The organism is Melioribacteraceae bacterium 4301-Me (assembly GCA_041538185.1).
In the GTDB taxonomy this organism is placed as follows: domain Bacteria; phylum Bacteroidota; class Ignavibacteria; order Ignavibacteriales; family Melioribacteraceae; genus Pyranulibacter; species Pyranulibacter aquaticus.
Genome location: JBGORM010000002.1, coordinates 496,973 through 519,079 on the forward strand (window position 1 = coordinate 496,973; position 22,107 = coordinate 519,079).

Consider the following 22,107-nt stretch of genomic DNA (forward strand, 5'->3'; position numbering starts at 1 on the left):
TTACCCTTTATGTTATTATGTATTTACCAAATACTATTAAATTGTCATTTTTGGTGTAAAAATCTTTTATTTCGGCAACTATAGAGTATTTATTTCGTAAATAAAAAGTTCTCGTTGATGAATAACTTTCTTTGGAAGATGTCTCTGCCAATAACCATCTTCCGTTTTTTTCTTTAACAAACTTTTCAGCGTGCGATAGTAACGCTTTACCAATTCCCCTGCTTCTTGAACTGGGTTCTACAACAATCCAGTATAAATCATATACTCCATCTGTTAATGGCCTTTTGCCGATGCAGTAATAGCCTAAAACTTTATCCGATTCTACGTAAACAAAAGTGTTGTAATAATTTTCGCTGGACTTATTTAATGTTTCGTCTATTAGTTCCACAGCTACTTTCTTTTCCTCTTCGTTAAAATTTTCTGTCCTTTTAATTATATCTAATATTTCTTCTCTGTCATTATACTGTAACTTGCGTATCATGCTTAATTCTCTTAAGTGCTAACATTATTATTGTGTAAAGCAATTTATCATAAGAATACCCAGCTGTTGCTGCCGACCTCACAAAACCAGAATCTGGTGAGATATCTGGATTGGGGTTAACCTCTATAACATAAGGAATGCCTTTTTTATCAAGTCGAATATCGATTCTAGCATAGTCTCTGCATTCCATGGCGTTAAAAGATTCAATTGCAATTTTCTCTAGTTTGCTTTTTATCTTGTCATCTAATTTTGCTGGGCAGATAGGCTTTGTGTGTTTAAAATAAGTACTGTTTTCAGACCATTTAGCCTCGTAAGTTACAATTCTGGGAAGGTTTTCAGGCAGTCCATCAAAAATGATTTCTGATATTGGGAGTACTTGATTACCCAAAATAGCAACATTTAATTCTCGTCCCTCAATATATTCTTCAATAATTATATCCTGCTTAAATAAATCAAATAAATAAATCAATCTTTGTTTTAAGGTACGATAATCACTTATCACAGAGTTTTCTGAAATGCCAATACTTGCGTCTTCGTTAAGCAATTTTACTATTACAGGGTACTTAATATTGATATCATTTTCTTTGGGAATGTTACAATAAGTTACTGTTAAAAAATTTGGAGTATTTATTCCGTAGGATTTCAGGATTAATTTTGTTCTTGACTTGTTTAAGCAATTTCCAAGGCAAGCTAAGTTGTTTCCAGTGTAAGGTATTTCTAGTATATCAAATAAGCCGGCGTTATAGCTTTCAAAATTTGATTTGCCGTCTATAGATTCCACACAATTGAGAATTATATCTGGTGAGTAGGAAAGAATATTCTGTACATTAATCTTAACGTTACTACCTAATGCTATGGAATTAACTTCTATGAAATGCATTTTTAATGCTTGTTCGATTGTTGTAATTAATTTAGAAAACTCGCTCTCCGATAAATCTACATTGCTTTCGACGTCATTTACTTCCTTACCCAAGTAATTTTGGTAATAACGAACAGGTTCATTGTAACAAACAAGTACTCTTGTTTCGTTTATCATATTAATTTATGCCGTTTTGCCGCTGCAATTAATACTTTATTTATCATTTCTTCATAGCTTAAGCCAGCAGCTCTAGCTGCTTTTGGAAAACAAGAATTGTCAGATGGGTCAGGTAATACTCCTGGCAAAGGATTAACCTCAATTATATTTGGTTCTCCCTTTGAATCTAGTCTAATATCAATTCTGCTCCAATCCTTACATCTTAAAATTTTGTAGGTTTTCAAGGCAATGCCTTTAATTTTTTCTTGCAGTGAACTTTCAATGTTTGCAGGGCATGTAAAAATATCGAGAGGATTTTGTCTGGTGTCATAAATCCATTTAGCTTCAAATGAATAGACAGGTAGGATGCCACTTGGTAACTGGCTGAAATTAATCTCAATAATAGGTAATACTTCAGTTTCTGAATCGTTACCTAAAATAGCAACAGTAAATTCTCTGCCGGGTAGGTATTCTTCAATTATACAAGGTTGGTTATAAGTCTGAAGGCATTGCTGGAGTCTTTGTTGTAATTCTGTTTTATTTTGTATAAAAGAATTATTAAAGATTCCCTTTCCCGAACCTTCTCCAACAGGTTTAATAAATAGGGGGTATTCTAAATTGTGGTTTTCAATATCAGCTAAATTTTCTGCTGTTATAAACTTGGCTGTTGGAACACCATAGTATGAAAGAATTTCTTTAGTTCTGGCTTTGTCTAAGCAAGTCATCATTGTTAACGGGTCAGAACCAGTATAAGGTATTCGAAGCATATCTAACATAGCAGGAATTTGACCTTCTCTGCTAATCCCGTATGCACATTCTGCAAAGTTAAAAACAATATCAGGGCGTTCTTTTTTAAATTTTTCGTATGCATCTTCGTTTGCTTCAATCATTATTACATTATGAAATAGTTCCAAAGCACTTTTTATTGAGTTAACAGTTTCAATTGTATCCCATTCTGCAAATGTATCGTTGTAAGTGGTTGAGTTTTTAGAGAGAGGCGAGACCATTGCGTACTCGAAAGAATTTTCTTCTTCCGGTTTTAAGTTGTATGTAAGAGCAACTTTCAACTTTTTATTTAGTATAAAGGAACTAATACAGAAACCTTCAAAAATTTTTTCATGCAATATAACTTTTTAAAATTTATATGCAACAACTTTGCTAAAATTTTTTTAGAAAATTTTTTCTAATCGATCTTTGTTGTGACGTTAAACAATGTAAGAGAGTTTAAGTAATGATGAATAATTTTCAGCGAGAGTTTTTCTTACTACCGAATTTTTTTCTTGACGAAGTTTATCATCGCTTGCAATTAAGTTAAAAGCAGTTTGCTTTGCGTCCTCAATAATTTCTGAGTCGTTTATTATATCAGTATACTTTAATTCCGGCAACCCGCTTTGTTTTGTTCCAAAGATGTCTCCAGGTCCTCTAAGTTTCAAATCAATTTCAGAAAGCTTAAAACCGTCAGCATATTTTATCATTGCGTTTAATCGTATAATGGATTTATACTTTTCTATTTGAGCTGGTGACATGTATTCAAAGTCAAAGTTATATTGTTTCATCTTAATATCATATTCATCCTTTGTTATTAGAATGCAATATCCCTGCTCTATACTTCTGCCAACCCTTCCTCTTAGTTGATGCAGTTGTGATAATCCGAACCTGAAAGCATCGTTAATAACAATAATATTTGCTGAAGGGATATCTATTCCGACTTCAATTACAGTAGTAGAAATTAGAACATCAAACTCCTTGCGTGCAAATTTTAACATTATTTCTTCTTTTTCTTTCCAGTTCATCCTACCGTGAATAAGAGATACTTTTAAGTCACTTAAATACGTCTGTTTTAGCTGATTGAAATATGTCTCAGCTGCCTTTAGTTCTAATTTTTCTGATTCTTCAATAAGAGGGTAAACTAGAAATGTTTGACAGCCTTCTTTTGCTTTAGCCTTTATAAAATTATAGACTTCCGGTAATTTCTTTTCACTTCTTATGTATGTTTTTACAGGTTTTCTGTTAGCTGGCATTTCTTTAATATATGAAATATCTAAGTCGCCATATAAAGTCATTGAAAGCGTTCTCGGAATGGGAGTTGCAGTCATAACCAATACATTAGGGGTAAAACCTTTTTCAATTAATCTTGCACGTTGAACAACACCAAATCTATGCTGTTCGTCTATTACAACTAAACCCAACTTATGATAGACAACATTTTCCTCTATAAGTGCGTGTGTGCCTATAATTATATCTGCATCGCCAGTTTTTATCTTATCTAAAACTGTTGCTCTTTCTTTTTTAGATTGCCCGCCAATTAATAAGACTACCTTAATATCTGAATCGGAAATCAGTTGGCAAATTTTTTTATAATGCTGGTCAGCGAGAATTTCAGTAGGAGCCATAAGAACAGATTGATAACCGTTATATTTAACAATAATCATAGAAATAAGCGCAACGATTGTTTTTCCACTGCCTACGTCTCCTTGTAAAAGTCGATTCATTGGTTTTTTGCTTTCAAGGTCTTTTCTTATTTCGGATAGTACATGCAATTGATCCTTAGTAAGTTCAAAAGGCAGTCTTTTAAGAAATTTTTTAATGGGTTCCGCCTTTATTTGAAATGGAATTCCTGTTATGGTTGATTTCACAAAATTTTTTCTTATTGCAACTAAACATTCAAAGTAAAACATTTCTTCAAATTTTAGTCTTTCCCTTGCTTTTTCTAAAAGAGTAAAATTTTGTGGGAAATGAATATTTTTAATTGTTTGTTTTATATCGAGTAACTTTTTTTCTTGAATAATATATTCTGGCATGCTTTCTTCAATTTGATCAGAAAAATGTTCAACAGCATAATGAATAATTTTCCTTAAACTAAAGTCACCTAAATTGCTTTCCTTTAGTTCTTTTGGAATTCTGTAGAAGGGAATAATTTTGCCAGTGTGAAGAAAATCATCAGTTTCATTTTTCCCAAGTCTGTCAAAATCTGGGTGAACAAACTGCAGATTTCCGTATTTTGTTATAACAGGTTTAGCAGAGATTGCATAAAATTCACCTTTGTTAAACAATCCACTGAAATATCTTATACCTTGAAACCAGATTCCCTCATAAAAACCGTTATTGTCTTTGAACTTTACTTTTAGAATTTGCTTTCTCCCATACCTAATTAGTTCTTTGTTAATTACTTCACCAATTATAGTAACTTCGCCATTATATCCATTAATTACATATTGAAGAACTTTTGAACTTGTTAGTATATTTGCTCTATCCAAATGTTTATATGGCATATAAAAGAGAAGGTCTCTAATTGTTTTGATTCCAACCTTAGCAAAAGATTCGGCTCTTTTGGGGCCAACTGATTTTAAGTATTGAATATTTATGGAAGGTTCAAAAGGCATTTAATATACTTATTAAAAAACTGACTTAAATATAAAAGTCTTACTCAATATTATAAACCTCAATTTAGCGAAGTTTACATTTTAATAAAAAATATTGATTAGTCTTCAGACTTCATGTCGCGGGTCATTAATTCGTAGGTAACTTTGATTGGGTCGCGCTCTTCAAAAAGTATTTGATAGACGGCAGAACAAATTGGAGTTTCCACTTCGTGTTCTTTTGATAATTGATGGACAGCTTTAGAGGTTTCAACACCTTCGGCTACCATGTTCATTGATTTTAGTATATCCTTTAGTTTTTTCCCTTTTCCAATCTGTTCACCAACATATCGATTTCTGCTGTGTCTGCTCATGCATGTAACTATTAAATCACCCATTCCGGAAAGACCGGAGAAAGTTTCAGGTCGTGCACCCAAATAAATTCCGAGACGTGAGATTTCTGCAATACCGCGTGTCATAATTGCAGCTTTAGTATTATCGCCAAACTTAGCTCCATCAACTATACCAGCGCCTATAGCAATTACATTTTTAAGTGCTCCGCCATATTCAACGCCAAGTATATCAGTAGAAGAGTAAACACGAAAATAAGAGGTCATAAAGGTAGCTTGAATTTGCTTTGCTGTTGAGATATCAGTAGAAGCAGCTACAACAGCGGTAGGAATTTTTCTACTTACTTCTTCAGCGTGGCTAGGACCAGAAAGTACACCAATAGCTGGACTTTGGATGTCTTTTATTTCGTCTTTTATTACTTGGGAAATTGTCATTAAGGATTTTTTTTCAATACCTTTTGCAACACTTACAAAAGTAGTGTTTTTGTAGTCGAATTTTTTAATTTCCTTCAGCACATTTCTAACAAATTGTGAAGGTATTGCAATAACTAACATGTGTTTGTTAAATGATGCGGTTTCAAGGTCGTGTGTTATACTAATTTCTTTTGGTATTTTAATTCCAGGCAGGTAAATTTTATTTTCTCGGTGGCGGTTAAGAATTTTAGCATAACTCTTTTTGTATTCCCATAAAGTAACTTCATGACCATTTAAGTGCAGTAAAATAGCAAGAGTAGTGCCCCATCCACCAGCACCAAGTACAGAAATTCTCATGCTTAGATTCCTTGCCTAAGTCATCTATCCTTTTTGAACAATTTAATCTTATTCTCGTTGCCTTGTACTAATCTTCCGATATTTTTTCTGTGAGTAAAAATTACGAGGAGAACCAATGCAATCACAAAAGGAAGAATGGTATTGTAATTTTGGATGTGTGCGTCGAAAACATTTTCCCTCAAGACTAAAAATAATGGTACTGAAACTGCAGCAGCAAGTGAGCCAAGCGAAATATAACGAGAAAATGAAACCACAATTACAAAAACTACAAGTGCAAGTAACATATCTACAGTGATAAGTGTAATTAAAAATCCCAATGCAGTAGCTATACCCTTTCCACCCTTGAATCCAGCAAAGACAGTCCAAATGTGCCCTATAACTGCTGAAGTACCACATATAATTTGGATGAGAGTAAAATCATCGAATGGAGTTATATTAGCGAAAGGGAAGTTATCGAAATAAAGTCGAGCTATAAATATAACAACTACTGCTCCTTTTAACGCGTCTAGAATTATTGTTAACAAACCATATTTCCATCCTAGTACGCGAAAAACATTTGTACCACCAGCATTGCCGCTACCATAATCTCTAATATCTATTCCTCGTACAAGTTTACTTATTATTATGCTAGTAGGAATTGAGCCAATTAAGTACGAAGCAATTATTACAACAATTAAATTTAACATGAAACAGACCTCAAATATTTATTAACTAAATTATGCAAAAAGATTTTGATAAACAATGCAAAGGTCTTTGAGCTTTACTTTAGTATTTTTCTTAGCAAATCTACATCAGTATTATCAGTAACTTTAAAATTTAATGACGCGCCTTCAACAATTTTGATATTAAATCCAGCTCGTTTAACTATAACAGATTCATCTGTACCTAAGAATTTTTCTTTCTTTATATTATCGAAAGATTTTTTAAGATATTTATAGCGAAATATTTGAGGCGTTTGCACATAGTAAATATTTTTTCTATCCACATAGTCTATAATATTTCTTTTGCCTTTAATTAAAGTGTCTTTTGCTTTAATAGCAACCACAACGTTACCATATTTTTTTGCAGATTTAATTGCCCTGTTAAGAACTTCGTTTGGCAGTAATGGTCTTACAGCGTCGTGAATAACAATTAAATCATTTTCTTCAGCATCTAAAGAATTCAATGCGTTAAGTACAGAATATTGACGATGAGAGCCACCCTCAACAATTTTAATTACTTTGTCAAATTTATATTTGTTCTTTATTTTATTTATTAATCCGAAGTATTCTTTTTTTGCTGCAACTATAATTCCATCTATCATAGAATTCTTTTGGAATAATTCAATAGTATAGGCAATTATTTCCTTGCCATTTAATTTTATATATTGTTTTGGGATGGAAGATTTAACCCTTCTCCCAGAACCAGCCGAAGGGATTATAACAAATATTTTCATAATTAAATTATAAGCATTGCATCGCCGTAACTTAAGAATCTATATCCTTCTTTTAATGCTTTTTTATATGCCTTCATAACATTTTCATAGCCGCCAAAAGCAGCTGCAAGCATTAAAAGTGTAGATTCCGGCGCATGAAAGTTTGTAATTAGTTTTTTGACAATCTTAAAATCATAAGGTGGAAAAATAAATTTGTCAGTCCAACCAAAATTAGGTTTTACAAAACCTTCTGCAGTAACACTGCTTTCTAGTGCTCTTGTTGTACTGGTGCCAACTACAAAAACATTCTTTTTTTCTGACAAAGTTTTATTTATCGCTTCTGCAGTTTCCTCAGGTATTTCGAAGTATTCTGAATCCATCCTGTGTTTAGTTAAATCTTCTACCTCTACTGGTCTAAAAGTTCCTAAACCAATATGAAGAATTACAGGCACAACTTTTATTCCTTTTTTTTGAATTTTTTTTATCAGCTGCGGTGTAAAATGGAGCCCTGCAGTAGGGGCAGCAACAGAACCATCGACTTTAGCAAAAATAGTTTGATAATTCTCACGGTCTTCCGGTACAGGTTCTCTTTTAATGTATGGTGGGAGGGGAGTAGTACCTATTTTTTCAATTGCTTGGAAGATATCCCCGGCTTCTTCATTAAAGCGAACCGTTCTGCCGCGCGAAGTAGTATTATCAATAACTTCGCACCAAAGATTGTCAGAAAAATAAATTCGGTTGCCAATTCTAACTTTGCGGGCAGGGTCAACAATAACATCCCAAATTTTATCTTCTTTATTTAATTCCCTTAGCACAAAAACTTCTATTTTTGCGTTTGTTCTTTCTTTTTTGCCAAATAAGCGTGCTTGCATTACTTTACTTTCGTTTACTACAAGCACGTCACCTTTGTTCATATAGTCAATAATGTCTGAAAATATTTTGTGTTCTATTTCACCTGTTTTTCTATCGAGCACGAGCATTTTAGCTTTATCCCTTGGATTGACAGGGAATTTAGCTATTGCCGTTTTAGGCAAGTTGTAGTTGAAATCTGAGAGCTTCATTTTTTCTTCTAACATTTTACTCCCGCTTTTTAATTAATTGATACAATCTTACTTATAGAAATAAAAGGGGTTGACTAAAAATTAAATTTACGGTGCATTTTTGTTTTAATGAACATAACTTTTTTAGACAACCCCTTTGATTATTTTATTTTTTCTTTTTAGTAACTTTTTTTGAACTCTTTTTGGTTTTGGGTGAACCATTTACTAAAGCTGCTCTTGCTGCAGCCAATCTTGCAATAGGAACTCTAAATGGTGAACAGCTAACGTAGTTCATTCCGACTTTATGGCAAAAATCGATTGAATCTGGATCACCGCCATGTTCACCACAAATACCCACTTTAAGATTTTCTCTTGTCTGTCTACCCAATTTTGTGCCAAGCTCTACCAATTTACCTACACCTGTTGTATCGAGACTTTCAAATGGGTCTTTTGGCAGAATTTCTCTTTCAACATATTTAGGAAGGAATTTACCGGCATCGTCCCTTGAAAGCCCAAATACAGTTTGCGTCAAGTCATTTGTCCCAAAACTGAAAAATTCAGCTACCGTAGCAATCTCATCTGCTGTAACGGCAGCTCTTGGAAGTTCAATCATTGTACCAAGCAAGTAGGGAATTTTAATTCCTTTCTCGTTGAAAACCTCTTCAGCCACTTTTCTTACGATTTTTTCTTGCAGCTTAAGCTCGTTAACGTGACCAACAAGTGGAATCATAATTTCGGGTTTAACTTTAATTCCTTTTTGTGCAACGTTAGCAGCAGCTTCAAAAATAGCTCGGGCCTGCATTTGAGTTATTTCTGGATAGCTTATTCCTAATCGGCAGCCTCTAAATCCAAGCATAGGATTAAATTCTTTAAGTGATTCAATTTTTTCTTTTATCTTATCTATGGGCATATTAAGTTCTTCAGCCACTTGTTGAATTTCATGTTCTTCGTGGGGCAAGAACTCATGTAATGGTGGATCTAAGGTTCTAATTGTGACTGGCTTACCAGCCATCACCTCAAAAATTCCTTCAAAATCTGCTCTTTGATAAGGCAGCAATTTATCTAAAGCATTTTTTCTTTCTTCTTCACTTTCTGAAAGAATCATTTCTCTAACGTGTAATATTCTATCACCGCCAAAAAACATGTGTTCTGTTCTACAAAGCCCAATTCCTTCTGCACCGAATGCAATTGCATTGGCTGCTTGGTCTGGCTGGTCAGCATTAGTACGTACACCTAAAGTTTTATATTGGTCTGCCCATTTCATTAAGCTATTGTATGTTTGGAAAATTTCGGAATCTTCAGGTTTGAGTTCTTTAGTTATAAGCACTTGAATTACTTCTGAAGGTTTTGTTTCAAGCTGCCCTAAAATTACTTCTCCTGTAGTTCCATCAATTGAAATATAGTCGCCTTCTTTAATAGTTACATCTTTGCCCTCAACTTTCATCAAGCCATTTTTGTAATCAATATTAAGTGCACCGCAGCCGGCAACACAGACTTTACCCATTTGTCGTGCAACTAAAGCCGCATGAGATGTCATGCCGCCTCTTGCAGTAAGAATTCCCTCAGCTGCGTTCATGCCTTTAATGTCTTCTGGTGAAGTTTCAATTCTAACAAGGATTACTTTTTCGCCCTTAGAAGCCATTTCTTCTGCGTCTTGAGCTGAAAAAGCAATTTTGCCGGAAGCTGCGCCCGGTCCTGCATTCAAACCTTTTGCTAAAAGTCGTCCATTTTCAATTGCACTTCTTTTTTGATTAAGGTCAAATATAGGTCTGAGCAACTGATTAAGTTGGTTTGGTTCAATTCTTAACAAAGCCTCTTCTTTCGAAATTAGTTTTTCTTTAACCATATCAACGGCCATTTTAATTGCTGCGAAGCCGGTTCTTTTTCCTACACGACATTGAAGCATCCATAGCTTGCCTTGTTGAATTGTAAATTCAATATCCATCATTTCCTTATAATGTTTTTCAAGGATGGATCTAATTTTAACAAGCTGTTTATAGACTTGTGGATTATCTTTTTGAAGGTCTTTAATTGGTAGTGGAGTGCGAATGCCTGCTACTACATCTTCACCTTGAGCGTTAAAGAGATATTCACCGTAAAAAACATTTTCGCCTGTAGCTGGGTCGCGAGTGAACGCAACACCAGTACCCGAATCATCGCCCATGTTGCCGAAGACCATAGATTGAACGTTTACGGCTGTTCCCCAGCTTTCCGGGATGTTGTTCAATTTGCGATAAACTATTGCTCTTTCATTCATCCAAGAGCCAAATACAGCGCCAATTGCTCCCCAAAGCTGTTCCATCGGGTCCTCAGGGAAATCGTGGCCTGTTATTCTTTTAATTTCTGCCTTATACTCTGAAACTAACTCTTTAAGATGGTCAGCATTTAGTTCTGTATCTTTTGTAACTCCAGCTTGCTGTTTCTTTCTATCCAAAATTACTTCAAATGGGTCGTGGTCGTGCTTGTCTTTTGGTTTTAATCCAAGCACTACATCACCATACATTGCAACAAATCTTCTATATGAATCATAAGCAAATCTCGGATTTTTAGTTTTCGATATTAATCCTTGAACCGTAGAATCATTCAGTCCTAAATTAAGTATTGTATCCATCATACCAGGCATAGATGCCCTTGCACCGCTGCGCACCGAGACTAATAATGGGTTTTGAGGGTTACCGAACTGCGCAGCCATTTCTTTTTCAATTTTTTTTAAGGCATCTAATACTTGTTTTTTAAGTTCTTTCGGGTATGAATGATTATGTTGATAATAATAAGTACATACTTCGGTAGTAATTGTGAAGCCTGCTGGAACGGGAAGACCTATATTAACCATCTCGGCTAAATTTGCTCCTTTTCCGCCCAATAGGGCTTTCATATCTGCTTTCCCTTCTGCACGTTTACCACCGAAAAAGTAAACGTACTTTGGTGTTCTTTTCTTTGCCATTTACATTTCCTCCAATAAATAGGTTAATTATTAAAGTTAGTTACTAATTGTTCATTGCCCAACAGCAATTTATTTAAAATTTGTTAAGTGTTTTCAACAGTAGTTTTTCAAATTCGTTATTTTCTTCTAAGTTTAGTTTTATTTTTAGATAGTAAATATCAATATCGTCTAATTCTCTTGCGAAATTTATAAATTTAACTGCATCTTTTTGAGTAGTAAGTACCGAGTAAGCATTAGTTTGATAGAATTTTTTCCTTATTTGTTGAATTTCTTTTAGAGTGTAATTTTTATGGTCTGGGAATAACATTTTATTGGTAAAATCAATATTGTTCTTTTCCAATACCCTTAAAAATGAGTATGGTTTAGCAATTCCACATACGACTAAACTTTTTTGTCCCACAAAATCTTGAATGTTGTAATAATGATGAGTTTTAACATCGTAAATGCCTTCAGCAGTATAATAGCCGTTGAAGACTGGTTTACTTTCAAAATATTTTTTGATTTTAGCGGGTATTTCTTTTTTTTCAGAAAACTTTCTATTTAAGATTATTACATCAGCCCTTTTTAACGAATCAAACGGTTCTCGCATTAAACCAAGTGGTAAAAGGTTCTGTTCGGTTTGTTCTTCTTTTATTAAGAAGCGCTGGTCAATTATTAAAATATCCAGGTCCCTGTAAATCCATCTATGTTGAAAGCCATCATCTAAAATTATCATGTCAAGTTGTGCATCTTTAATAAATTTTTTTGCCCCCTTAACTCTATTTTCACTTACTGCAGCCGGAACCTTTAATTCATCTGCTACAAAGTAAATTTCATCACCGCATTCATTAACTTTAGTAAAAATTTTTTGCCCATCTGAAACAAATAAATATCCTTTGGAGTTTCTTCTGTAGCCTCGACTTAAAACGCCCACCTTTATTTTTTTATTTTTTAAAATATTAGCTAAATAAATTACGGCTGGAGTTTTACCAGAACCGCCGACTGTAATGTTGCCAATGGATACAACTTTCACTGGTACTTTTTTAACCTTAAAAATATTTTTGTCGAAAAGAAAATTTCTAAATCTTACTATTAACGAATACACTAAAGTTAGGGGTGAAGCTAATATTCTAATTATTCCGAGCACAGTTTTGAAGCTTCCTTTCTTAGTTTGTTCAGTTTAATTTCACAGTCGGTTATTAACTTGTTAGTTTCTTCGTAATTCAATTTTGAATCAATCCATATTGGTTCAGAAAAAACTACATTAATTATGCTGAAGGGATATGGAACCTCAAAATTATCCCAGCTTTTTAGTACTTTTTTTTTGCAGCATGAAATTCCAGCAAGTATTAAAGGAATTTTTTTTGTTTTTGCAGTTATTACTGCTCCAGCTTTCATTTTGTAAGGCGGCCCTTTAGGTCCATCCGGTGTAATAGCAATTGAATATCCATTTTCTGCTAATTCTAATAATAGGAGCAAAGCTTCTTTTCCGCCATTGCTGCTGGAACCACGAACTACTTTGTAACCCCACCTTCCTAATAGTTTTTCAAGTATATCTCCATCTTTACTTTTACTAACAAGTGCCGCGATATTTGTGTCTTTGTGAATATACCAGCCCGTTAGCATTGTACCATGCCAAAAAGCAGAAACAAAATTTTGTTTCTCACTTTTAAATTTTTCTATAGTTGAATAATTTTTGTAACGAATCTTTACAGTCTTCATCAAAAAATTTATCAAAGAACTTAGAACAGTTAAACCCAGATAGTATAATATTTTTTTCCTTACTTTTTTAGTGCTCATTCAATTCTGTTATAATTAGTTCTGCTGCTTTTTTAGATGCATTACCGTCACCCAATTTTTCTTTAATTGAACCTAATTTATTTTTTAAATTATTGTACAGTATTTCATCTTTTAATAATATTTTGCTTTTTCTATAAATTTTATCTGTTGTTACATCCTTTTGAATTAATTCCTCCACAATTTTTTCACCAGCGATAATATTAGGCATTGCAATTGTTTTAATGCTGGCCAACAATTTTCCTATGATGTAGGAAAAGACACTTGTTTTGTAAACCACTATAAAAGGTAACTGAAGTAGTGCAGCTTCCAAAGTTGAAGTGCCAGATTTAATTATGCCAAATTTTGAATATTTTATTAAATCATAAGTATTTCCTCTAACAAGATGATAATTTGATGATGAGGTAAATTTGTTGAAGACCGAAACCTCAATGTTTTCGGAACAGGCAATAACTATTTGCAAGTTAAAATCTTTTGCAAGTTTTTCAGCAGCAGTAATTACAGCTGGGAATATTTTTTTAATTTCTTGCTGTCTGCTGCCGGGCATTACCAAAAGAATATCTTTGTTTTCTTCTAAGTTAAATTTGGTTATAAGTTCTGTCCTGGTTAAAAACTTATAATTGTTAATTCTGTCAATTAAGGGGTGACCGGTATAGTCGACTTTAAAATTATGTTCTCTATAAAAATTGACTTCGAATGGGAAAACTACAATCATTTTATCTATAAGCTGCTTAATTTTATTTACTCGTTTTTTGCCCCATGCCCACACTTGAGGGGAAATGTAATAAATAATTTTTACTCCCATTTCTTTAATTTTCTTAGCAAAGTTAAGATTAAAACCCGGGTAATCGATTAAAATTGCTGTGTGAATATTTTCCTCTTTGATTTTGTTAATCAAAGTTTTTTGAACAGCTTTGATAAAAGGGATATGTTTTAGCACCTCTACAAAACCTAAGAAAGACATTTGTTTTATGTGGTATTGAGCAATAAGTCCTTCTGCTACCATTTTGTCTCCGCCTATGCCATAGAATTTAATTTTGGGATTAATATTCAACAGTTCTTTTATTAGTGCTGCCCCGTGTAAATCACCAGAAGCTTCGCCTGCAATAATCATTATTTTATTAGTCAATTTTTAACCAAGAAAAGTATTACTAAAATTAATGTTACAGAAAGAATTGCTTGTAAAGTTCTAATTTCAGACTTCAAACCTGCCCTTGGGTTGTAGGGCGGTTGTTCGGTTATTTGTTTTTTATAGGGTGTAAATTTAGGAATTAATTTTGGTACATTTAACAGGTAATCTTTATATGCGTCCCCGAACTTTAATAGGAGAAATTTTTCTTCTTCTTTTATTATTTGGCTGTATTGGAAGTAAAAGAACAATAAAGCGAAAATTTGAAGATATGGGAAAAGAGCCAGCGACATAATTCCAATTCCCAAGTATATGAGCATATTACCAAGATATAATGGATTGCGCACATGAGCGAAAGCACCAGAGACTACTAAATAAGTAGCTCCAACCCCGGCTGTAGTTCTGGTTTCACTGCCTGCGTAACTTACCCCCCAAAATCTAAAGAGTTCTCCTATAAGTAAAATAACAAAGCCAATTAAAAGACTTAACAAGTTAGTTCTTTGAAAAATGAGCATGACAATTAAAAAGGGTAAGGGAGTATAACTCCTGTACTTAAAAAAAATATTTGAAAGATTTTTTGCCATAGTTAAAACTTAGTTTATCCTTGCATATAAACTTCTTTTCTTTTTAGAACAGCTTGATGCCGTTTACGGAGGTGCTTTTTGTTTTTTAATTCTTCTAATTTCTTTATAATATCACTAAAATCTTTGAACGGGTAGTAAGAGATTCGATTTTTTTCACAATATTTCAATAAAGAGTTCTTTGCAAAGATGAAATCACAAAATTGAGCGGGACAGGTATCAGAATAGCCGTCGCCAATGTAAACACTAAAATCATCATCACTAGAATGTTCAATTATGTGATTGCGTTTGCAATTTGCACAGCTTTTGCACTCTTCATCTGTGTACGGGAAAAAGGGTATTAGTTCATTGTTCTTTCCAAAAATTAATTTGTTAGAATAGAAATTAAGGTAGCTTATTTTTTCTTTTGATAAGATTCTTTTAATATAATAATCGAGTCCGTCACTTAATATCCAAATTTGAAAGTTATTCAATTTGCAATAGTCTATGAAATTTAAAAATGTCGGTTGAATACACATCGAATCTATAAAAGAATCAAATTCTTCAAGGGAAAGGTTATTTACAGTTTTACACAGTAGTTCCCATGTTTGGATTGAATTTATTTTTTCATCTATCCAGTCCTTAACAATTTTTTTTGCTTTTGATGGATCACCAAAATGAAGAAAGATTTCTTCACCTACATCTTTAACAGTAATAGTGCCGTCAAAATCAACAAAAATTTTGAATGTACTTTTATTCAGCATTTTAGTTTACGTTAATTTCGTTAAACTGGACAGCTGCAAGTTTAGAGATACCTTCTTCTTGCATTGTAACACCATACATAGTCTCGGCTGCTTCCATTGTACGCTTGTTATGTGTGACGATGATAAATTGTGTCCTTTTACTGAACTCGGCTAATAGTTTGGTAAAACGGTCAATATTTGCATCGTCAAGCGGTGCATCTACTTCATCTAAAATGCAAAAAGGACTAGGCTTAACAAGGTAAATAGAAAACAGCAATGCTATTGCGGTTAAAGTTTTCTCGCCGCCAGAAAGCAATTCAATTGTTGTGGGGCGTTTACCTTTAGGTTTACCTATAATTTCAATTTTAGCTTCAAGAGGATCAACACCTTCTTCAAGTTTAAGATCTGCTTCATCACCAGGGTTAAATAAAGTCTGAAATATTTTTGTAAAGTTATTTCGTATCTGCTCAAATGTATCTAAAAATAGTTTCTGAGCTGTTTCATTTATTTCATTTATCGTATTGATTAAATCTTTTTCAGACTCTATCAGGTCGTTTCTTTGTTTTAGTAGGAAATCTAATCGTTCTTTTTCTTCTTCGTATTCGGAATACGCTAATAGATTTACTGGACCAATCGATTTCAGTTTATCTTTTAATCTGTTGACCTCTTCAGCACGTTCTTCAAAATTGAATTGGTCTAAATCGTCGAACGTTTTTTCTTCTATAGTTAAAGAGTAATTTTCTTTTATGTGTTCTATAAGATTTGTTATTCGCAGCTCAATTTCATTTTGTTTGATTTGCAGTGAATGAACATTATCTGAGACATTTTGACGCTTATTTCTATAATTGTTGAGCTCAGTTTCTAGCTTAGTAGATTTCTCTTTAAGCACTTTTAATTGATTTTCAATTTCTTTTTCTTCTTCGAAAAGATTTTTACGTTTGTTATTAACTTCTTCAAGTTTGTTTTTAATTTTTGAAAGTTCTGTGTTTATCCCCTCAATTTCGCTCTTACTTTTTATAATTTCTTTTTCTCTTTTGTTAATTCCATTATTGATTAATATTTTATTTTCTTCAGACCTTTGAATAGAATTAAATGCGTTTTGAATTTGTCCTTTTATCCTTTCTTGCTCTAACTCCTGCTGATTTAATTTACTAATAGCTAAGTTAAAGTTATCCTCAGCAGTTTTTAACTCTTCTTCCGCTGTGTTAATATTTGATATAAGATTATCTTTGTAGTGACTAAGCTCCTCCATTTCTCTTATAAGGACTTCTTTCTCGTTACTAAATGAGGTAGACCTCGTAACCAATTCTTGAATTTGTTTCATTGTATTTTCAATATCTTCATCATATTTCTTTTTCTCAAATTCGAATTGGGATACTTGTTTTTCAATATTGGTAATGTCGTTTGAGAGGATTTTTATTTTTTCATTTAATTTTTTTAAATCAATTTTAGAAAGAGTGGCTTCAATTTCTTCGATTTTTTGACTCAGCGAATTTAATTCTGTTTCTAATTTAGGGTATTCGTTCTTAAGATTTTCGAGCAGTTGTTTTCTGCCGAAAAGGGTTTCATCTAACTTAGGCAACGAGCCGGCCTCGATTATACCGTTGCAACTAACATAGTCTCCTTGAAGTGTAACAAAGTTTATGTTGTCATATTTTTTATGCAGTTCAATGGCATTTTCAAGACTGTCGGTAATTACTGTAGAGTTTAATATTTTTTTAAAGTAAGGCTTCCATTTATCCTCAGCTTCTACAAACTCAAAAGCCCAACCTAAAAATGATTTTTCATTTGATAATTTTTTTATTTTTTTTCTGTTAGCATAGCCGTTTATCAATTTAAGAAACGATTTTTTCCCGTTAGATGCATTTTCTAATAAATAAAAAGATGCTTTCCCCAGTTCGTTTTGTTTTAAGTAATCTACTGCTTTCTTTAATTCCTCAAAGTTCTCTATTAGAAGGTTATTTAACACAGATTTTAAAGCAGCATTTAGAGCAAATCTGTATTTTTCATTTGCAGTGCCAACATCGGCAAAAATGTTTTTTTCTTTGGTAGTCCAATTATCATTTTCAAGTAATGTTTTAGAACCTTTAGAGATTCCTTCTAAGTTTGTAATTAATGACTGTAGGAAATTTATTTTTTCTTTTAAGCTTGCAATTATCGTCTTTTGCTCAATTTCATTCTCTTTTAATAAGTTTAATTCTCTTTCAAGTTTTTCTTTTTCTTTTTGTTTTTGATTGTAAAGCTCCTCAGTCTCTGCTAATTTTTTCCCGATTTGATTTTTTTCGTCGGTTAACTCTTCAATATAGCCGACAGTTTTAGCAATATTTCCAGTGGTTGTCCGTATTTTTTCATTTAATTTTTCAATGAGGGCGTAAGTATTGGTTAATTCGCTTTGTACAGTAGATAATTGGTTTTCTTTTTCTGAAATAACTTTTGTATGATTAAGAAGTTTTTCATTTAAGTTCCGTAAAGTCTGTTTTTTTTCATTGTGTACTTTTCGTTTAATATTTATTTCTTCATTTGTCTTAGTTAATAATTCTTCATTTTCTTTTTGACTTATATTTAGTTTTTGCAGAAGCAAATTATTTTCTTGAATTAATTTTTCGTTTTCAGATATCTGAGCATTTAGTTCAATAATTTCCTCATAAAGTCTTTCCAAGTTTTTCTCTAAGGCTTTTTGTTTTTCTTCGGCCACTGAAGTATCTTTTTGCAGACTGTGAAGAAGTTCGGTATTTGAAGTTATTTCGTTTCTTTTTTCATTTAATTTGGATTCAACCTCGCTAATTTTAATTCTAAGCTCGAGCAGTTCATTTTCAATTTTTTTTATCTCGTCATCAATTACATTTTTTTGAGAATTGTAATTGTAAATGTTCTGCGTAAGTTGCTCATTTTTAATTTTGTAAAGAGCCATTTCACGTTCTGCAAGTTCAATTTCTTTTTGTCTAAGAACAGATTGAATTTGATTGTATTGGTCGGCTCTTTTTGCTTGCCGTTCTAAGGACCGTACTGTTTTTTCTACTTCGGAAATTATATCGTTAACTCGTGTTAAATCTGCCTTTACATCTTCTAATTTGTTTAGTGCTAACCTTCTTCTTAATTTATATTTATTTACCCCGGCTGCTTCTTCAAACATTTTCCTTCTTTCGTCGGCTTTGTTACTTAGAATTGTTTCTACCATTTTTAATTCAATTACTGAATAGGCATTCGTACCCATTCCAGTATCCATAAAAAGATTTGTAATATCTTTAAGCCGACAGATATTTTTATTTAGCAAATACTCGCTCTCGCCAGAACGAAATATTCTACGAGTAATTGTTACTTCAGAGTATTCAGTTGGGAGTAGACCTAAATCGTTTACAAGGGTTAATGAAACTTCAGACATGCCCATTGGTTTTTTATTACGAGTACCGTTGAAAATCACATTTTCCATTTTGTCGCTACGCAGCGTAGTTGTTTTTTGTTCGCCTAATACCCACCTAATTGCATCCACAATATTTGTTTTGCCGCAGCCATTCGGTCCCACAATCCCTGTAATACCTTTTGTAAAGTGTATTGTTGTTTTATTAGCAAAGGACTTAAAACCAAATATTTCTAGTTTTGATAGATGCACTACTTATTCCCCTAAAATATCATTGAGTTGTATTGTTTAATAGAATTTGAAATATAGTAGAATGATAAATGAGAAATTTGAAGATATAGTGCAGTGCCACCAAAAACTATTAGAAAAAAAAGAGCGGCATACAAGTAAACTAATATTGGTCTTGTATCGAAAATAATGTAAACTCCTTTAAGCATTCTCAGTAATAACCATAACATAAATATTATAAGGAAAATAAAAAAGTAATAACTGCTAAATAAGTTTGCTGTAAGTATTTTATATAAAACAAGTTCAACAGGTAAAAGAAGAGTTAAAGGTAGAAAAGACCAGACCATGCTGAAAAATATGTTTCTATAACTAACTTTTGTTTTAACTGCAAAAGATGCTATCTTTATTATGGCGCTGACCAGTATAAAAATTAAGATTAATCCAATTGTAAAGTAAATAAACGACTTATGCGGGTTCCATGCTAACAAGCTAAAAAAGTTTAATAATTTACTACTGCCTAAGCTAATAAGAATTTTTTCGAATAAAAGGTTTTGTTTTTCATAATACATTATTATGGTTGCTAAAAGAGAAAGTGAGCCGCTTACTACAATTAGTAAAATAAATACTTGCGGAGTGGATAAGATTCTTTGGTCACGGATATCAGCATAAAAATTGTATGACCTGAAAAGAGCGCGAGTGCAATCTTCCTTAAATCTACGGTTTGTGTTTATCAATAAGGCCATGAATAGTGATAGGCCTAATGAAATTAGTATAAACGAAACTGGACTGTCATCTTTTTTATTTCCAATTGGAATGGTTATTTTTTCTTTATTAAGGAGCTTGTGAGTTACGGCCATATAATTAATGGAATTTAAATTTCTGCTTTCGTCTAAAATTCCCACATTATATTTGTTGTTGTAAGAATAACCAGCATAAAAGGATTTGTAATTGCCATAATAATTATATATTGAATTAATAACAAAGCCGCTCATTTTTAATTTTCTAGAATAATCAATAAACTCAATAAAATATTTTGCTTCTGCCTCATTGGAATAATCAGTTAAATAACCGCTGGCACTTCCATTAAAGTTCGGATAAGTAATTTCGCTAAAAAAGAATTTTGACGGTTTAATGTTTTCTAAAGAATTAGAAATGAAATTTTTTTGCGAGTTAAAAGAGCCGCCAAACAATTCTATTCCAATAAGATCTAACGCAGAGTAGTTATCTTTGGGTATTCCCACAAACGAAGCATAAGTCAACCCGTTCCATTTTGTTTTGATAATAGAATTAATCTCGTTAATAAAATTGTAAGTTATTTGAGAATTACACAAAAAAGAAGTTCCAATACCAATTGCTGAAACTGAACTGAACTGTGTGTAATAATCTAAAAAATATTGTAAAAAAGATTTGTACCTAATTTTGAAATCATTATTGCTCAGTATTTCTTCTGGTATAGAATTAACAGGTATTTCAATAAGTGCAAGCAGTCCAATTTCTTGACAATACTTGAGTGCAATGGGACGCGGAATTTTTTTGGCAAATCGAACTGCATTAAATCCGCTTTCTTTTATCAAACTCAAATCTTTTTTTAATTGTTTTTCGGAGATAATTCCATTGCCTTTTTCAGTACAATAATAGGTTGTTCCATTAATGCTAAATTTATAATTATTTAGATAAAGCCCATCGCTGTTACTTTTAAGTTTATAAAGAGAGATTAACTGCTGCGTTTCATCTACTATGGAACCATTTTTTAAAAGTAATATTTGGACAGTGTAATTGTTAGGATTAAAGGGCGACCAAAGCAATGGAGATTTAATCTCAGTTTCTATAACAGTGTCAACACTTGCTCTGTTGATTAATGCAAAAGTCAACTCATTTTTTGTAACGGGGAGTTTGCTATCCTTGGAAAATGCATTTATGATGATTGTATAATACGAGTTTGCATTTTGATTGTAATCAGATGCTTCTAAATCGGTTACCTGCAGTTTAGTTTTTAATTTGACGCGAGTTAAATTCTCATCTATCGAGTAAGTTATTGCTGATTTAGTAATGTTAGTCAGTGGTAAGAATTGTAAATAAACTCTGTCGATAATTCCACCAAAACTTGCCGGGAATAAAAACCTTTGTTTTGTCGGTATTGTGGTTTGTGAATTTAATTTATAGCTGACAACAACTGTGATTTTATTTTTACTATCTGGAACTAGTAAATCTCTTGGCAATTCAAGTGAAAGCGGTAGACTGCCACCATAATATTTATATATTGTTTTATTGTTTAAGTTAATATCTGCAGAATAATTTATACCCAAGAAATTTATCACAATTTTGTAATTATCAATTTGGTCTTTTGACAAATAAAAACTCTTTGTATATGCCAAAGCATCTTTGTTTTCAAATTCTGAAGGGAGGTCAACAGTTTCTTTACTTCTCTCGTTTTCTATGGAGAAAACATCCCAATCATCATTTAGAAACATTATTTTTCTATAGTAATTTATATCGTAAAAAATTGAATCTACATCACTTGAATTAAGATTTGATAACTGATGTAGTTTGGGCTGAGATAAGTAAAATGTAGGAATTAATATAAAAAGCAGAAAAAGAGCTTTAAGGAGTTTTCTCATTTTGTCTCGAAAACATTAAATAAAGTTTGCAAATATACTAAATAAACGAGGGGTAATCAATTTAAAGACTATCTGAGAATAAAAGAAAAATTTGAATTTTTAAATACTGCTATGCAAAACAAAGCTTACAAGCAAGTGAAAAATAGTTTTTTGCCCAAGTGGTCATACTAAAAAAATATTCAAAAAAGAATTTTTAAGTTTAGATAAAAATTTAGGACTTAACAAATAATTAATAACCTACTTTTTATGATTAAGCCTTAATTTTAAGATGGAGGAATAAAGCACTGGACTTAATCTACATTTTAGTTTTATTTAACAGTA

General features: G+C 32.4%; 16 protein-coding genes. All 16 read right to left on the reverse strand.

The genetic code is table 11. The features are described 5' to 3' along the window. Positions 1–7: 7 nt before the first annotated feature. The gene (locus ABRY23_05580; GenBank protein ID MFA3782520.1) at positions 8–481 is read right to left on the reverse strand and encodes an N-acetyltransferase family protein; all 474 of its coding nucleotides are present in this window, start codon (positions 479–481) and stop codon (positions 8–10) included. Next, positions 459–1,517: an ATP-grasp domain-containing protein gene (locus tag ABRY23_05585; protein ID MFA3782521.1), complete on the reverse strand. Its 1,059-nt coding sequence runs from the start codon at positions 1,515–1,517 to the stop codon at positions 459–461. Before ABRY23_05585 ends, ABRY23_05580 begins: the two co-directional genes overlap by 23 nt. Beyond that, entirely contained in the window at positions 1,514–2,620 is a 1,107-nt protein-coding gene (locus ABRY23_05590) for an ATP-grasp domain-containing protein (GenBank protein MFA3782522.1), read from the reverse strand. The genes ABRY23_05585 and ABRY23_05590 overlap by 4 nt, the downstream gene beginning before the upstream one ends. Before the next feature lie 81 nt (positions 2,621–2,701). Continuing rightward, positions 2,702–4,879 (reverse strand): ATP-dependent DNA helicase RecG, encoded by a 2,178-nt coding sequence (gene recG / locus ABRY23_05595; protein MFA3782523.1) that lies wholly within the window; start codon positions 4,877–4,879, stop codon positions 2,702–2,704. Between the two features lie 98 nt (positions 4,880–4,977). Beyond that, positions 4,978–5,976: an NAD(P)H-dependent glycerol-3-phosphate dehydrogenase gene (locus ABRY23_05600; GenBank protein ID MFA3782524.1), complete on the reverse strand. Its 999-nt coding sequence runs from the start codon at positions 5,974–5,976 to the stop codon at positions 4,978–4,980. Between the two features lie 20 nt (positions 5,977–5,996). Continuing rightward, on the reverse strand, positions 5,997–6,662 hold the full coding sequence (gene plsY / locus ABRY23_05605) for a glycerol-3-phosphate 1-O-acyltransferase PlsY (protein ID MFA3782525.1): 666 nt from the start codon (positions 6,660–6,662) through the stop codon (positions 5,997–5,999). Between the two features lie 74 nt (positions 6,663–6,736). Beyond that, positions 6,737–7,411 carry a 2-C-methyl-D-erythritol 4-phosphate cytidylyltransferase gene (gene ispD / locus ABRY23_05610; protein MFA3782526.1) on the reverse strand — a complete coding sequence of 225 codons (675 nt, stop codon included), beginning with the start codon at positions 7,409–7,411 and terminating at the stop codon, positions 6,737–6,739. 2 nt (positions 7,412–7,413) lie between these two features. After that, complete coding sequence (gene queA / locus ABRY23_05615; protein MFA3782527.1) at positions 7,414–8,451, reverse strand: tRNA preQ1(34) S-adenosylmethionine ribosyltransferase-isomerase QueA; 1,038 nt, start codon at positions 8,449–8,451, stop codon at positions 7,414–7,416. 145 nt (positions 8,452–8,596) lie between these two features. Further along, positions 8,597–11,374: a pyruvate, phosphate dikinase gene (ppdK, locus tag ABRY23_05620; protein ID MFA3782528.1), complete on the reverse strand. Its 2,778-nt coding sequence runs from the start codon at positions 11,372–11,374 to the stop codon at positions 8,597–8,599. 73 nt (positions 11,375–11,447) lie between these two features. Then, positions 11,448–12,500 (reverse strand): tetraacyldisaccharide 4'-kinase, encoded by a 1,053-nt coding sequence (lpxK, locus tag ABRY23_05625; GenBank protein ID MFA3782529.1) that lies wholly within the window; start codon positions 12,498–12,500, stop codon positions 11,448–11,450. Beyond that, the gene (locus ABRY23_05630; protein MFA3782530.1) at positions 12,488–13,153 is read right to left on the reverse strand and encodes a lysophospholipid acyltransferase family protein; all 666 of its coding nucleotides are present in this window, start codon (positions 13,151–13,153) and stop codon (positions 12,488–12,490) included. The genes lpxK and ABRY23_05630 overlap by 13 nt, the downstream gene beginning before the upstream one ends. Then, the gene (lpxB, locus tag ABRY23_05635) at positions 13,143–14,279 is read right to left on the reverse strand and encodes a lipid-A-disaccharide synthase (protein MFA3782531.1); all 1,137 of its coding nucleotides are present in this window, start codon (positions 14,277–14,279) and stop codon (positions 13,143–13,145) included. The genes ABRY23_05630 and lpxB overlap by 11 nt, the downstream gene beginning before the upstream one ends. Beyond that, complete coding sequence (locus ABRY23_05640) at positions 14,276–14,863, reverse strand: isoprenylcysteine carboxylmethyltransferase family protein (GenBank protein MFA3782532.1); 588 nt, start codon at positions 14,861–14,863, stop codon at positions 14,276–14,278. Before ABRY23_05640 ends, lpxB begins: the two co-directional genes overlap by 4 nt. Positions 14,864–14,877: 14 nt before the next feature. Next, complete coding sequence (locus ABRY23_05645) at positions 14,878–15,603, reverse strand: MtnX-like HAD-IB family phosphatase (GenBank protein ID MFA3782533.1); 726 nt, start codon at positions 15,601–15,603, stop codon at positions 14,878–14,880. 1 nt (position 15,604) lies between these two features. Beyond that, on the reverse strand, positions 15,605–19,192 hold the full coding sequence (gene smc, locus ABRY23_05650) for a chromosome segregation protein SMC (GenBank protein ID MFA3782534.1): 3,588 nt from the start codon (positions 19,190–19,192) through the stop codon (positions 15,605–15,607). Positions 19,193–19,203: 11 nt separating this feature from the next. Beyond that, positions 19,204–21,786, reverse strand: a complete 2,583-nt coding sequence (locus ABRY23_05655) for a hypothetical protein (protein ID MFA3782535.1) — start codon at positions 21,784–21,786, stop codon at positions 19,204–19,206. Between the last annotated feature and the right edge of the window lie 321 nt (positions 21,787–22,107).

What these genes read in the sequence shown, in the direction of transcription:
- ABRY23_05580 (MFA3782520.1), bottom strand. Translation starts at nt 481, where the DNA reads ATGATACGCAAGTTACAGTATAATGACAGAGAAGAAATATTAGATATA.
- ABRY23_05585 (MFA3782521.1), bottom strand. Translation starts at nt 1,517, where the DNA reads ATGATAAACGAAACAAGAGTACTTGTTTGTTACAATGAACCTGTTCGT.
- recG (MFA3782523.1), bottom strand. Translation starts at nt 4,879, where the DNA reads ATGCCTTTTGAACCTTCCATAAATATTCAATACTTAAAATCAGTTGGC.
- ABRY23_05600 (MFA3782524.1), bottom strand. Translation starts at nt 5,976, where the DNA reads ATGAGAATTTCTGTACTTGGTGCTGGTGGATGGGGCACTACTCTTGCT.
- plsY (MFA3782525.1), bottom strand. Translation starts at nt 6,662, where the DNA reads ATGTTAAATTTAATTGTTGTAATAATTGCTTCGTACTTAATTGGCTCA.
- ispD (MFA3782526.1), bottom strand. Translation starts at nt 7,411, where the DNA reads ATGAAAATATTTGTTATAATCCCTTCGGCTGGTTCTGGGAGAAGGGTT.
- queA (MFA3782527.1), bottom strand. Translation starts at nt 8,451, where the DNA reads ATGAAGCTCTCAGATTTCAACTACAACTTGCCTAAAACGGCAATAGCT.
- ppdK (MFA3782528.1), bottom strand. Translation starts at nt 11,374, where the DNA reads ATGGCAAAGAAAAGAACACCAAAGTACGTTTACTTTTTCGGTGGTAAA.
- ABRY23_05630 (MFA3782530.1), bottom strand. Translation starts at nt 13,153, where the DNA reads ATGAGCACTAAAAAAGTAAGGAAAAAAATATTATACTATCTGGGTTTA.
- ABRY23_05640 (MFA3782532.1), bottom strand. Translation starts at nt 14,863, where the DNA reads ATGGCAAAAAATCTTTCAAATATTTTTTTTAAGTACAGGAGTTATACT.
- ABRY23_05645 (MFA3782533.1), bottom strand. Translation starts at nt 15,603, where the DNA reads ATGCTGAATAAAAGTACATTCAAAATTTTTGTTGATTTTGACGGCACT.
- ABRY23_05655 (MFA3782535.1), bottom strand. Translation starts at nt 21,786, where the DNA reads ATGAGAAAACTCCTTAAAGCTCTTTTTCTGCTTTTTATATTAATTCCT.